Origin of the sequence: Rickettsiella endosymbiont of Miltochrista miniata (assembly GCF_964031245.1) — a bacterium.
Lineage (GTDB): Bacteria > Pseudomonadota > Gammaproteobacteria > Diplorickettsiales > Diplorickettsiaceae > Aquirickettsiella.
Window position 1 is genome coordinate 1,059,890 of sequence record NZ_OZ035017.1, and the last position, 12,860, is coordinate 1,072,749.

Sequence of the window (12,860 nt, forward strand, 5' to 3'; positions counted from 1 at the left end):
TGCCTCTATATTAATTCCACAAATTATTTTTTTATATATTTCTAAAAGCATGAACCAACATTCTTTGCAGAATTATTCATGGTTGCCTTTTAAATGTTGTACTAGTCGTACATGAGTTCATCAAGCGGGGTTTGAGTAGTTGAGCCTCCATTTTGCATCAACTCACATAATACATCCGTAATACAAAGATAACGTAAAATATTTGGTGTGACTTCATCAAAATTTGCTTTCACGCCTAGCAAAGATTGTTCTATCTCATCAAAACTAACACCAATTCCATAGCCTAAACAAAGCGAACATAGTTGATCAGCTCGACGAGCAATAGCAGGCAACAACCCCACTTCAGAAAAAACCTCATCATAGGTAATGGGTCTACCCTTTAAAGTAAAATTGGCCCGTAAGGCCTTGGCAATGGAATGTAATGCTTTTTTTAATTCCATAGGGTCTACTCCTTCCACCATGGAATAGCTATCTTACGCGGCCCAGCCAATACCGTACGCAACCAACGTAAAAAAACCGTAACCGAAAAACCATAGCGCTCTAATAAGCCAAAAAAGGCCATGGCCAGTAACGCCAATACAAAGCTCCAAACGCGAATATGTAACAAAAATAAGAGTAATGGGAAAGCCGCACGCGCATCGATTAAAAAAAATCGAGGTATGCGCGCTGAATCACGCCAATGTGCTGCTGTAGGAACCCGTGCCATAAAATAGTCCCATGACCCTATTTGGTTAATATTCTATCATTTATGGCGGGAATCATACAGCAACTGACAGCAAATTTAAAGCTGAGAAATAGCATCTAATATAGGAGTTTCAATGCTCATACCCGCCCTGCTATCCAGGTATTTTAAAATACCGTCTTGGACTTCTATTGATTAATAAATTTCATGATTCGCTTGACTCAACTTTAACTAAACGCTTTAATACACAGCCTATGCATTAGCATAATCTTTTGTGCAGATCTTTTAGGCCGAATAGCTCAGTCGGTAGAGCAGAAGACTGAAAATCTTTGTGTCGGTGGTTCGATTCCACCTTCGGCCACCAGATAAATCAAACAGTTATATCACTTTCAGACTTTACCTCAAATTCCCGTGCGGGACTTAGATTTACTTCTTTAGACTTATGAATATCGATGCGGAAAATCTGCATCTAGCAAAGGAATATTTTGGTAATGCTAATTTCTAAGACTTTAAAAGGATATCCCATTTTTTGGATAATCTCCCAATACTGGCAGGTTTATATGTGATAAATGATTGGGTCCCATATAAATTTTTACTATTGCCCTATTGGGATTCAAATCAGTATGTGGAAAATTAGAAGAAGCAACTTTAAAGCCGATACAATGTCCTGATCGAAAAGTTACCGCTGTTGATCCCACATCCAAGTCAAAAATATTTATATCATTTTTTTTTAATCGTTCTCTATGAACACTTGAAACCATATTATATATAGAACCATCAGGATATATATCTAGTAATGTCATAACGATATCAAGCGATTCAACGTTTGCGCTTAGATATATCCGCGCAGTTACTTTCCCAACAATTGTTAAGCTATCTGCTAATTTAGATGAAACAAATAACAGTAAATCATACCTATCAAAGTGGAAAGATTGGTTGAAGGGACCTGGAGCACCAAAAAGAGTAGGATCTAAAAATCTCCCGCCAAGAGGAGATGGCAAAGATGCTGGCTCATAAAAAAATTTTCCCTCATTGAAGTCAACTGGTTTAGAGAACTCTAAATTATGCCTTAATGGAGGTGATTTCGAATTATCTTTACTATGTAAGTATAGATTAATCACTTTTGTTTCCGCAGTGGGAGGCCAAGTTGTAAATTCACGCCAACTATTTTCGCCCATGATAAAAACTCGCGCACCTCCTTTGACTGGTTTTTTTTCTAAAGCGGACAACAGCCACTCATGTATTTCATTCATCGTATCGCTAAAAAAACCATCCGCATTAACTCCAAAATCTAATTGACCCACAATCGGTGAATATAATTGCGTATGTGACCATGGACCAATGACTAATCTCTGACTTTCTTGAGCGTATCCCTTCGGAAGTTGATTTCTCATCAAGGAATAATCTTCCAAGCTCCCCTCACAAAAAATATCGTACCATCCAGCTAAGTGAAATGCGGGAATAGACGGTATTTTTTTCTCAATGCTTGGTAATCGTTGCCAAAATTGATCATCTGCTTGTTTTAACCAATCATTATAAGGTTTAAAAAACTGCCTAAGCGGTGAACAATCAGGCGCATACTCATAGAGTTTTTCCAATTTATAAACATACTCTTGCATCTCTTTAGTCTTTTTTTCAGACTTAGAAAAAGCAGTGTATGCAAAGCTTAATCCCCAAGATTGTGCGAAGGCATGCCTAAACGTTCCGTTCTCAAAAAACCAATGCTTATAAATACCACTTGCTGTTATTTGCGGACTGATTGCCCCTAGTCCCGGAATATCTTGATGGGCACAACACCATTGGACATAACCCACATAAGATGTGCCTGACATTGCTATTTTTCCATTACACCAAGGTTGTTTTTTTATCCATTCAATCGTATCTTTGCCATCATTAATCTCTTGAATGAATGGCAAGAAACTTCCTTCAGATTCCACCCTCCCTCGAACATTTTGCACAACCACCGCCCAACCTAGTCGCGCTAAATTAATCGCATCTATGTGTGACAATGCATCCTGACGCATATAAGGCGTTCGCAACAAAAGCACAGGATGAGGGATACCATCCGATTTAATTAAAAAGTCAGCAACAAGCCGCAGATTATCTCTCATAGGAATATAGAGTTTATCTACGACTAAAGAATAAGAATGTTTTTTATTCAATTTCTTGGAGCCTTTTTAAAACAAATTTAGACGAAATTGAAATAATATCACCCACTTTATTTGCTGGAAGCCCAAATATCTTCCGTAAAAAATAAAATCGTTGTTTTTTATTTCTTAGGAGAAGATCGCAAAAAAAGTATACTAAAAGCAATTTAGATATAGACTGGTTTTTTTTAAAAACATAATAAATATCTTTCCATTGATTTTTCTTAGACGTGATGGAAGTCAAGGAAAATTCATTTAATGACTTAAATAGAACTGATTTCTCAAGAAACTCACAATCAAAATCAAAGCCATGCCTAAATAAACGCAGAGTTACATCTAAATCTTCACCATAAGTTATATTTTCGTCATAAACTACAGGAAATAAAGGTAACGAATTTAAAAAGTCTCCTCTTACAAAAATTGCAGGATGGGCTGCAGCATAGGCGCCTTTTTTTAGCATTCCCTGCTTTGTTCTAAATTTTATTTTTGTTCCATAAAGTGTTGAAACATAAGTTTTTTCATCAAAAAATGTTAATATTCCACAAATTATTTTATTATATTTTCCAAGCTGCAATGAGTGACTAATGATATATTGATCGACTAAAAAGTCATCTGCATCCAGTCGCATTATCCAGCAAGAATCATCAAGCAAGTAATTTTTTTTAATATAAGCATAACCTGCATTTAATGGCCTGGAGGCACTTGGCTTTTCTTGAGGTATTCTTTTTAATGGGAGATAGATAACCCGATTTTCTTGTCGAAAGTTAGTAGCTATAACATCACTGGTCCCATCTGATGATCCATGATTAACAATTAATATTTTTATATCGATTTCTTTTTGATCAAGCACACTCATAACAGAGCGTTTAATGCACTGTTCTACGTTATAAGCGGGAATAATGATATAGACAGTAGGTTTAGCAGGTGGCATTAACATAGTCTCTTTTCTCAGTTTTCTGAGCACTCGTTGTAACTTTTACGCTCTTTTTTATTAGATGCCCTCCAAGATAAAGAATATCAATAGGTACTTGTAGGAATGCCTCAATTGCGTCATCGGGTGTTTCCACTATTGGGGTTCTAATGTTAAAAGAAGTATTTAACACACACCCAACACCTGAGAGTTTCTCAATAGTGCTAGTAATTTTTCCCAAAGAAGATTCTCCTGTAACAGTCTGTATTCTAGCTGTGCCATCAATATGTAACCCAGACGGTATTAATTGCTTAGCCTTTTCATGACTTTTCAAAATGTACATCATATAGGGGGATGATTCATTCGTATCAAAGTATTTTGATACATTCTTTTCCATAACAACGGGAGCAATCGGGCGAAATGATTCTCTAAACTTAATTTTTTCATTCAAAATATCTTTACTTCGTTTGGCATGAGGTAAAGCTAAAATACTCCTGTTTCCTAACGCTCTTGGCCCATGCTCTGAACGTCCTTCATACCAAGCAACGATACGCTCATCTACAATGGCTTTTGAAGCCAATTCAATAGCTTCTTCCTTCTCTATTTTATTAGCAGTCAAATTATATTTTTTTAATGCTTGTAAAATACTCTCTTCTGAATATGAATACCCTAGAAAAGCAAGTTCATTATTAATGGGTCGCCATGGCATATCGAAAACATGATATGTTGCAAACAAGGCACAACCTACTGCAATGCCACCGTCATGAACAGATGGCGGTACAAATACATTTTCGAAGAAACCACTCTCTCTTATCCGAGTATTTAAATATCCATTAAGTGCGACTCCTCCTGATAAAGCAAGATTCTTATAAGTGGAAATCTTTGCAAATTTTTCAACAATTGATAATCCTGCTTCTTCTGTTATGTACTGTATTGCGTAAGCAACATCTTTTGAAATTTTCTCTTTCCATGATATTCCCGGTGATATAAATGGCGGCGAAAAATGATCTGGCCAGCAATTTTTTATGGTAAAGGCTCCTTCCAAAATATTACGAACAGGTGCATAAAAACGCTCTCTAAATTGATCGACCATTACATCGGAACCGTAAGCAGCTAACCCCATTAGTTTTCCTGCCGTATTTCCATCGCCAAATATTGTGTTCGCGTAGGTAAACCAGAGTGAACCAAAATCAGAGTTATCTATACGTTTTAGCCACTCTAATTTGTTATCTTTCCAAGAAGAAATAGTTGTAGAGGAATAAGCATCTTCTGTATAGAAATCGCCGCCTCCATCCCATGTGATAACGGAGGTATTGTCAAAATCGCTGGTATAACGCGCATACGATGCGTGCGCTAAATGATGTGGAATGGATACAGCAGGTAAAATTTTATTGAATATTTCAACTGTATGCATTTCCCACTGCTCAGGTATCTTGTATTTTTTACCGGTTAATGTCAAAAATCCAGGTTCTGTATTTTTATGGACAGGTTCGCTTGTAGCAATGCAATCAATATCATTCACTGTCAAGCCAAGATAGCCTAGTGAACGTGCAATGAAGGAAACTATTTCGCCTGAATCATGGCGCTTTTTCGTGAAACGTTCCTTCTCAAAAGCACCCAACAACTTTCCATCTTTAACGATACACCAATTAGCATCATGTCCTCCAGAAATGCCTAAAATGATCATCAAAGAGCTCCTATAAAATAGTCAAGCGCATTGAGACGATGCTGCCAAGTATTACTCTGCCTAAATTTATCCATATCAGCCTTGTCTTTTTCAGCGATATTTTGTTTATGCGCTTTCGCAAGGCTCTGAGCAATTTCATCAAAGTTATTTCCTGTATAAACTTGTGGGTACCCGGTAATTTGCGTTAGATTTGGAGAAACTACCGGTAATCCCGCTGCTAAATATTCGAATACTTTTAGCGGGGAGCAAGCTAGTGTTAATTCATTCACTTTAAAGGGAATGATCCCAACATCAGATTTAATTAACCATTGCGCTAAATCCGTATGTAATATTTCAGGTAGCATTGTGACATTAGAATGAGAACCTAACTCTTCAGCTAACTTAACAGTATCAACCCCATCATTTTCATCAATAGTCGATGTTACAGCGCCAATGAAAGTAAAATTATATTTAGGAAACTTTCGTACCAAATATATGCTTAAATCCCAATCAAACCAGGATGGCCAAATTGCGCCGATATATAAAACATTTTTACTGTTGTTATTAATTACCTTTTCATGTTTTGACTCTTCGATTCTCTGTATGAATTGATTACTAACTGCATTTTCTAACAGTAATTTTGGTTTCTCTTTCGGTAGTAAATTTATTAAATACTGGCTGATAGTAGTGATATGGGTGGCTGATTGTATGTATTGTTCTTCTACATATTTATCTCCCCATGGCTGAACAGAAAATGCTTCCCAATAGTCCATCTGATCATAAATAAATGGGATATTTTTTTTATTGATGAACTCTAGATATCCCAAGTATAAATCAACGGGATTATGCGCACGTATATAATCTGGTTTAAAAGTGGCTGTTAACTCCTCTAATGAAGAAAAGGAATTATATTCATTTTCCGAAAAAGGTTTTAGACACCTTAGACAATTTCCAGATAAAACATATAAAGAAAGATTTTTATAAATATCGTTAGCATACCATTTGCTGACATTTTCTATATCGGTATCACTTGCACATACAAAAATTATTTGACGGACTAGACCTAAATCCTCAACTAATAATTGATGCGGCCTATGTCCACCCCCTGCAATCCATAAGTGATAATAGCTTAAGACAAGTATCTTTTTTATAGCTAACTTCATATAAATGTTCCATCCTGGAAAAGTTACTTAGGCTGTAATTTACAAGAATCTAACTAACAAGCAAAGCATTATTTTTTTTTATTTTGGAAGCTAATCAGAGAGAGTGTACTAGCGATAATTAAAAAAACGCCTACAAAAGCTATTGTTTTTGGAATTTCTGACCAAATAATAAATCCAAAAAGTACCGTCCAAATAAGAGAAGTATAACCTAATGGGGCAACAAGATAAGAAGGGGCATCCCTATAAGATTGCGTCATAAGTAGTTGACCTAAACAATCACCAATCCCTAGCAAAATTAATAGCAATAGATCGTACACGCTTGGCGCTGAGTGGTCCAGTGTATCGGTAAAATAGGAAATAAAGCCGCAGTGGTTATTAGGGTGTAATAAAAAGTAGTGGTAATACTATTTTCATATTTTCCAATATAACGAATAGTAATCAAAGCTAATGCGGTAAATATCGCGCTTAACAAAGCAAATATTGAGTTTAACTGCAAAATGCTTGCGCTGCTACGTACAACCATAAGCGCACCAATTAATCCAACCAAAACACAACTCCCACCTTCAAAACCAACCCTTTCTTTCAAAAGAATCGATGAAAAAATAATCACAAATAAGGGAACCGAGAACAAAGTTGCAGTAACATCGGCAATGGGTAACTTAGAAAGTGCAGTATAGAAAAAAAAACATAGCACTCAATCCTAAAAAAGCATGCAAGAAATGCCACTTAAGGTGAGAGCTTGTATATTTAATTTGTTTTTTAGATAGAATTCCCAAGCACATAATGACAGCAATGGCATTTCTAAAAAATATAATCTCAGTAATCGCATACGTTGCGCTTGTCCATTTAACTAATACAGAAGTAAGAGATACAAAAAAAACAGCAGTTAACATATATACTACTGCAATTAGCGACTTTTTTTCCATGGATATAGTATCGCGCAAGTTTGTAATTTTAAAAGCTATTGTCACGTGATCGAATATATTGCTCGCTGTGAGTTCGCATCAAGATTAATCATGGCGCTGAAATCATATTGATCTTTTATAATATTTTTTAAGCTATTAACAATCCGTTGGCTAGCCTTTCCATCGCCAAAGGGATTTTGTAAAAAGCTCGTCTTATTATAATACGTTTCATCTTCTAATAACTTTATCGCCTCGGCATATATTCTTTTTTGACAGGTTCCGACCAATTTTATAGTACCCGTAAGCAACGCTTCATGTCTTTCTGTATTATCGCGCATAACCAGTACAGGCTTTCCTAAACTAGGCGCCTCTTCTTGTATCCCACCTGAATCTGTCAATATCAAGTAAGATTTTTTCATCAAAAAAACAAATGATAAATAATCTTGGGGTTCTATTAAGAACATATTTTTTTTATTTCCTAAGGTTTCTCGCACATAGTGGTTAACGGCAGGATTTGGATGAACCGGATATATCACCTCAACATCATCGCGCGCCCCTAACAAAGCAATCGCCTCACAAATAGATTTAAATTTTTTGATATTATTTTCTCTCCGATGTCCGGTTATCAAAATCAGTTTTTTCTGATCGTTCAAATAAGAAAATTTGGCATGTAAACTAGCACGTAACTCAAGCTCATTTTCTATCCTCCGTACAACATATATTAAAGCATCAATAACCGTATTCCCTGTAACAATGATTTTTTTATGCTCAATACCCTCTCGTAACAAATTCATCTTCGCATTTTCTGTTGGGGCAAAGTGTATGTCCGCTATGGCTGTCGTGAGTTTCCTATTTATTTCTTCTGGCCAAGGAGAATACATATCTCCGCTGCGTAAGCCTGCCTCAACATGAACAACAGGTATTTTTTCATAAAATGCGGCCAATGAAGCAGAAAATGTTGTCGATGTATCACCATGCACAATGACTTTATCCGGCATACAATCTCTTAAAACTATTCTGAGTTTATTAAGCACATTGACTGTTATATCGGTGAGATTTTGACTAATCTTCATTAAATCCAAATCATAGTTTGGCTTTATTGAAAAAGATCTAAAACTTGATCAAGCATGCCTCGATGCTGTGCCGTTACACAAGTCATGGAGTTACTTCCAAACTCCGCTGCTAAAGCTTTCACAACAGGAGCCATTTTTATTGCTTCTGGACGTGTCCCAAATATAGAAAGAATTTTCATCGTGGTATCTCTAAGGCTTCACCCCATTTCATTTTTTTAGCTGTCTTAAAGACACTACCCTTGTTTACGACTAATAGTTATTTTTTTTATATTATCTGATGCACAAACATCAAATAGAATGTGACCTGAATGTTTTGAAGGGGGCTTTAAAATCCGATCTCCTTCTCTATCAACAACTTCTTTTGTAATAATTAAATAAGAATAGGGTTCATCTTCATAACCAAGAGTTCCTTTTTTAAGGGATTTCTGCCAGAAAGATCTTTCAATACGCTCAGCAAAATGACACCAATCATCATTATTATGTGTGTATTGGGGCACCTTCCATGATGTGAACAAGGTGCCGCTATAAATCCTCCCTTTTGATAGAAAAAAGTCACGAGCCCTCCATGCAATTACTAAACCCTCTTGGTGTTCCAGGCTCAATAATAACTATTGCTTGATTGGCTAACACCCATACTTTCTCAAAAAAGGGTTTTGTCTCAAATCTTTCTGTTGCTCTATAAGGAAATAAGAGAGAGTTACAAGATCGTGGGAAGGGCAGCTCAAGATTTTTATCAATGTTCATATGCTTCCCAATTAACTCGCTGCCAAAATGGGTTGGCACTATAACCAGCTACTTTTTGAGCAAGTTTAATCATTGCTGCGTCTTGATCAAGCGCACCTCACCTTACTAAGGTTTGTGTTTTCCATTGCTGCCCATAAAACAGCTCCTGTTCCTGTACCAAGATCAAGAATACTTTCAATTTTTTTGTTGGATAGCTTAAAAGAAAAAATTTGCTTTAATATTTTATTCGCTACTGCAAAGGTTGCGGGCATACGAGTTCGTAAATAAGCGGCAAGCTCCACTTGAATTGACAACAAAAAAGTGGGAAGTCCCATGGACAAATTTTTTTTTCTTAAAGTAGTATGCTTTAATCCTGCATACATTTTTTGGAGATTTTTATATGCTTCCGCCAACTCTATATGGCTATAAGCCATATCACCTTCAGCCATGGTTTTTTCTATAGCGGCTAATAACTCAAAATCGGGTCTTATTCATTTTCGGGGGGAAATCCATTTAAGAATATTAATGGTAAAAATAGAGCTGAAAAATATAAAGAGAAATCTAATTTCAGTAAGCAAAAGCTCTGCTTTGGACAGGAACCTCGATATCCGGCGATAAAAGATCATGATCCCAATCTTCTGCCTCACTCCTCCTACTTGGCCTGCTCGTTTCACTGTATGAGCGGATATGAGAAGGATCTAATATATATGATTGATAATGCGCATCTACTTTTTTTAACCACTCTGCTATACAATTTGTTATAAATGGAATATAGAAACTACCCATAGAAATACCACTTGAAATAGCTAGAGTAAACGCCAACCCATATGCTATATCATCCGTCATAAACGATTCAACTTTTTTTGATGCTCTAGCTGTTGCATATGAGGTTTGAAATGCTTCAATGCTAGCAGCAGTGGTCCATGTTACTTGCATAGCGATAATTACTGCGGGTGGAACCAGCTTAGCCAACCTGTAACAAATAGTACTTTTAGTATAAGATCCATTACCATCTTCTAAGCTTTCAGTCGTACTTTTCGAGAAAAAATGCGCTTTCAAAGAACCCCAGCAAGTCCCCACACAAGCAGTATAAGAGCCCATATGTTTAAATGGAAAAAGAGTAGTTAACCGTTTAATAATATTTAAGTTATCAATTTTTTTTCCATAGCTTGACAAAACAGTCGGGGCATCAGAATAGTTATATGTGAGTATGGCCATCGTAAATGCAATGAGTGACATCGGAATAGCATATTTTCTACCTGATGATTTCTCATCACCAGTCGCCATTTCTATCGAAAGTATTTGCACTCCCATATTTGCTAAGGCAGCTACAAAATTAATGCTACTTCCTAACGTCCCCAAATTTCTCTCAAAAAAACCTAGTTTAACATCTACCTCAGCCATCACAATTTCAAAATGATCGTACTTCCCCAAATTCTTTCTATTTTTAGGCGGATCAATTTTTTCAGGCCAATTAAAACAGGGATCTTGACTTAAAATATTTTCAATATGTTCTTTAAGGACAGCGGAAATATAAGACCGCCAATTTATCTCAATATCTTCCTTTTTCTTTTCTATGAGTGGTTGTTCTTCCTCTTTTTTATCAAAAAACGAGTTACTTCCAACACCGGATATACGCATTTTGGTTCTTATTCTAGGAAGTAAGTCAAAATTACCAAGCTCTGTGATTAGTAGCTGAGATAATTTACCTTCGGAATTATATCTGACTAGAATAGAATATGTGAGTTGCACTGGACACCTTTCGTTTTAGTTATACAATGAACGAATCCTTGGCGATGAATGTTAAATTTTTTATTATAATTTCAAAAAGATAAAAAGCAATCAGGTAACATACTATGAATCAATATAGAAAAAATTACAAACAAAAAATTAAATTCGTGTCTGCTGGTTGTTCTTCAATTTTTAGTAAAACATAATTTGATACGCAACCACAAATATCTCTCGAATCAAGTTACCCAATTCTACATGTGATAAGAATTATTATTATATTTTTCTTTTTTAACAAAGGCTCTAACAAACAATATGGCATAATAAAAAAAGGGAATCCTTTCATGAGTCCAATTTATAAAAATGAACTTATCTAAAGAACTTATTAAAAATCTCATCAATATTCATGGTGTACAAGGTAAAAAATGGTTGGATGCTTTACCTTCTTTTATATCTTCTTATGAGAAAAAATGGCAATTTATATTAGAAGATTTTTTTAATAATGCCAGCTTTAATGTTGGTGCAGCGGTTACTTTAACTAATGGAAGCCCAGCTGTTTTAAAATGCAGCATTCCAAGTAAAGAATTTACTAATGAAATAGCCGCATTGCAGCATTTTAGTGGGATAGGCGCCGTAAAAATACTTCGCTCAGATCATCATACCGGCATTATGTTATTGGAAAAGTTAACGCCTGGAACATTCTTAGAAGAATCCTCTAGCGAAATGCAAAATACGCTCATTAGTGTAGAATTAATGAACAAGTTACATAAGACAATTCAAGAACAAGAAATTCCTTTATTTCCTAGTTTAGCAAATTGGTTTCAAGGATTTGATCGTCTTTATCAGTACTTCCAAGGCGAAACCGGTCCTTTCCCCAAGAAGCTGATTGACCGAGCCCAAGCTATAAACAAAGAATTATTAGCCTCTATGGGCCCCCTAGTCTTACTGCACGGAGATCTGCATTACGCTAATATATTATTATCGGATAAACACGGTTGGTTAAGCATTGATCCTAAGGGCGTAATAGGCGAACGAGAATATGAAATTCCTTTTCCTCGTATTTCGGAAGCTGGAAACGTTAATAAAATTTCCATTAAACGCCGACTCGATCAATTTATTGAAGTTTCTGGATTTGATAGGCAAAGAATCTTGGGTTGGGCTTTTTCTAAAGCAGCACTAGCCGCGTGGTGGTCATTTGAAGATAATGGAGAAGTTTGGCAACCCTTTCTCGATTGTGCAGAAATATTAAAAATTTGAAGAATAGACTTTATTTGTAATCTTACTCTGCTGAGTTAGACCCAATTAAAAAAGTTATGATTATCTTAAAAACAAAGCGTTTAATACTTAGAACTTGGAACGAACAAGATCTTGATCCCATGTCAGCAATTAATCAAGATCCTTTAGTCTGTGAATTTCTCCCTCAAGTTGGAAATCGAGCAGCGACAAAAACTTTAATTCAACTTTTTATTAATCATTATGAAAAATATGGTTTTACAGCGTACGCTGTGGAATTAAAATCAAATAGTAAATTTATAGGTTTTGTAGGGTTGTTGATTCCTTCATTTGAGGCGCATTTCACGCCTGCGGTTGAAATTGCCTGGCGATTAGATTCTCAACTCTGGGGGAAGGGTTATGCTACCGAGGCAGCAAAAGCCGTAGTCGATTTTGCTTTTACTACACTGAAGTTAGAAGAAGTTGTTTCATTTACCGTAGAAAATAATATACGATCGCGTCGGGTTATGGAAAAGATTGGTATGCATCATACCCAACATGACGACTTTGATCACCCAAAGCTACTAACAAACAGTTCTCTTTGTCGACATGTTTTATATCGACTAAGCCGGATCGAGTAAATTAGAAGAA

The 12,860-nt window shown here is 35.9% G+C and carries 15 protein-coding genes and 1 tRNA gene; 3 read left to right on the top strand and 13 right to left on the bottom strand.

Annotation, left to right across the window (positions count from 1 at the left end):
* Positions 1-101 precede the first annotated feature (101 nt).
* Together AAHH40_RS04845 and icmT are read right to left on the bottom strand one after the other, a co-directional pair.
* Positions 102-440 (bottom strand): type IV secretion IcmS family protein, encoded by a 339-nt coding sequence (locus AAHH40_RS04845; protein WP_342219556.1) that lies wholly within the window; start codon positions 438-440, stop codon positions 102-104.
* A gap of 5 nt (positions 441-445) precedes the next feature.
* Positions 446-706, bottom strand: a complete 261-nt coding sequence (gene icmT, locus AAHH40_RS04850; protein WP_342219557.1) for an IcmT/TraK family protein — start codon at positions 704-706, stop codon at positions 446-448.
* A gap of 264 nt (positions 707-970) precedes the next feature.
* Between icmT and AAHH40_RS04855 the strand changes: the two genes are divergently transcribed.
* Positions 971-1,046 (top strand) — tRNA-Phe (locus tag AAHH40_RS04855).
* A 145-nt stretch (positions 1,047-1,191) separates the two neighbouring features.
* On the opposite strand, the gene AAHH40_RS04860 is transcribed toward AAHH40_RS04855, so the two are convergent.
* From AAHH40_RS04860 to AAHH40_RS04910, 11 genes are all read right to left on the bottom strand, one after another.
* Positions 1,192-2,844: a CocE/NonD family hydrolase gene (locus tag AAHH40_RS04860; RefSeq protein ID WP_342219558.1), complete on the bottom strand. Its 1,653-nt coding sequence runs from the start codon at positions 2,842-2,844 to the stop codon at positions 1,192-1,194.
* Positions 2,837-3,766 carry a glycosyltransferase family 2 protein gene (locus tag AAHH40_RS04865; RefSeq protein ID WP_342219559.1) on the bottom strand — a complete coding sequence of 310 codons (930 nt, stop codon included), beginning with the start codon at positions 3,764-3,766 and terminating at the stop codon, positions 2,837-2,839. The genes AAHH40_RS04860 and AAHH40_RS04865 overlap by 8 nt, the downstream gene beginning before the upstream one ends.
* Positions 3,747-5,426: a carbamoyltransferase C-terminal domain-containing protein gene (locus AAHH40_RS04870; protein WP_342220804.1), complete on the bottom strand. Its 1,680-nt coding sequence runs from the start codon at positions 5,424-5,426 to the stop codon at positions 3,747-3,749. The genes AAHH40_RS04865 and AAHH40_RS04870 overlap by 20 nt, the downstream gene beginning before the upstream one ends.
* Complete coding sequence (locus AAHH40_RS04875) at positions 5,426-6,568, bottom strand: glycosyltransferase (RefSeq protein WP_342219560.1); 1,143 nt, start codon at positions 6,566-6,568, stop codon at positions 5,426-5,428. Before AAHH40_RS04875 ends, AAHH40_RS04870 begins: the two co-directional genes overlap by 1 nt.
* A 68-nt stretch (positions 6,569-6,636) precedes the next feature.
* Positions 6,637-6,885 (bottom strand): EamA family transporter, encoded by a 249-nt coding sequence (locus AAHH40_RS04880; protein WP_425287954.1) that lies wholly within the window; start codon positions 6,883-6,885, stop codon positions 6,637-6,639.
* Positions 6,864-7,262, bottom strand: coding sequence for an EamA family transporter (locus AAHH40_RS04885; protein ID WP_342219562.1), 399 nt, complete (start codon positions 7,260-7,262; stop codon positions 6,864-6,866). The genes AAHH40_RS04880 and AAHH40_RS04885 overlap by 22 nt, the downstream gene beginning before the upstream one ends.
* A 273-nt stretch (positions 7,263-7,535) precedes the next feature.
* Positions 7,536-8,546 carry a non-hydrolyzing UDP-N-acetylglucosamine 2-epimerase gene (gene wecB, locus AAHH40_RS04890; protein ID WP_342219563.1) on the bottom strand — a complete coding sequence of 337 codons (1,011 nt, stop codon included), beginning with the start codon at positions 8,544-8,546 and terminating at the stop codon, positions 7,536-7,538.
* 23 nt (positions 8,547-8,569) lie between these two features.
* Complete coding sequence (locus AAHH40_RS04895; protein WP_342219564.1) at positions 8,570-8,725, bottom strand: hypothetical protein; 156 nt, start codon at positions 8,723-8,725, stop codon at positions 8,570-8,572.
* Positions 8,726-8,779: 54 nt separating this feature from the next.
* A complete protein-coding gene (locus AAHH40_RS04900; RefSeq protein ID WP_342219565.1) occupies positions 8,780-9,148 on the bottom strand; it encodes a small ribosomal subunit Rsm22 family protein in 369 nt (122 codons plus the stop codon).
* A gap of 228 nt (positions 9,149-9,376) precedes the next feature.
* Positions 9,377-9,718, bottom strand: coding sequence for a small ribosomal subunit Rsm22 family protein (locus AAHH40_RS04905; RefSeq protein WP_342219566.1), 342 nt, complete (start codon positions 9,716-9,718; stop codon positions 9,377-9,379).
* 118 nt (positions 9,719-9,836) lie between these two features.
* The gene (locus AAHH40_RS04910; RefSeq protein WP_342219567.1) at positions 9,837-10,910 is read right to left on the bottom strand and encodes a hypothetical protein; all 1,074 of its coding nucleotides are present in this window, start codon (positions 10,908-10,910) and stop codon (positions 9,837-9,839) included.
* A gap of 450 nt (positions 10,911-11,360) precedes the next feature.
* On the opposite strand from AAHH40_RS04910, the gene AAHH40_RS04915 reads away from it, so the two are divergent.
* A complete protein-coding gene (locus AAHH40_RS04915; RefSeq protein ID WP_342219568.1) occupies positions 11,361-12,254 on the top strand; it encodes an aminoglycoside phosphotransferase family protein in 894 nt (297 codons plus the stop codon).
* A 56-nt stretch (positions 12,255-12,310) separates the two neighbouring features.
* On the top strand, positions 12,311-12,850 hold the full coding sequence (locus tag AAHH40_RS04920; protein ID WP_342219569.1) for a GNAT family N-acetyltransferase: 540 nt from the start codon (positions 12,311-12,313) through the stop codon (positions 12,848-12,850).
* The last annotated feature ends 10 nt before the right edge of the window (positions 12,851-12,860 follow it).

Bases quoted from the DNA above. Each gene is read 5' to 3' on its own strand.
- AAHH40_RS04870 (WP_342220804.1), bottom strand. From the start codon at position 5,426: ATGATCATTTTAGGCATTTCTGGAGGACATGATGCTAATTGGTGTATC.
- AAHH40_RS04845 (WP_342219556.1), bottom strand. From the start codon at position 440: ATGGAATTAAAAAAAGCATTACATTCCATTGCCAAGGCCTTACGGGCC.
- wecB (WP_342219563.1), bottom strand. From the start codon at position 8,546: ATGAAGATTAGTCAAAATCTCACCGATATAACAGTCAATGTGCTTAAT.
- AAHH40_RS04895 (WP_342219564.1), bottom strand. From the start codon at position 8,725: ATGAAAATTCTTTCTATATTTGGGACACGTCCAGAAGCAATAAAAATG.
- AAHH40_RS04875 (WP_342219560.1), bottom strand. From the start codon at position 6,568: ATGAAGTTAGCTATAAAAAAGATACTTGTCTTAAGCTATTATCACTTA.
- AAHH40_RS04865 (WP_342219559.1), bottom strand. From the start codon at position 3,766: ATGTTAATGCCACCTGCTAAACCTACTGTCTATATCATTATTCCCGCT.
- AAHH40_RS04905 (WP_342219566.1), bottom strand. From the start codon at position 9,718: ATGGCTGAAGGTGATATGGCTTATAGCCATATAGAGTTGGCGGAAGCA.
- AAHH40_RS04910 (WP_342219567.1), bottom strand. From the start codon at position 10,910: ATGCGTATATCCGGTGTTGGAAGTAACTCGTTTTTTGATAAAAAAGAG.
- icmT (WP_342219557.1), bottom strand. From the start codon at position 706: ATGGCACGGGTTCCTACAGCAGCACATTGGCGTGATTCAGCGCGCATA.
- AAHH40_RS04920 (WP_342219569.1), top strand. From the start codon at position 12,311: ATGATTATCTTAAAAACAAAGCGTTTAATACTTAGAACTTGGAACGAA.
- AAHH40_RS04915 (WP_342219568.1), top strand. From the start codon at position 11,361: ATGAACTTATCTAAAGAACTTATTAAAAATCTCATCAATATTCATGGT.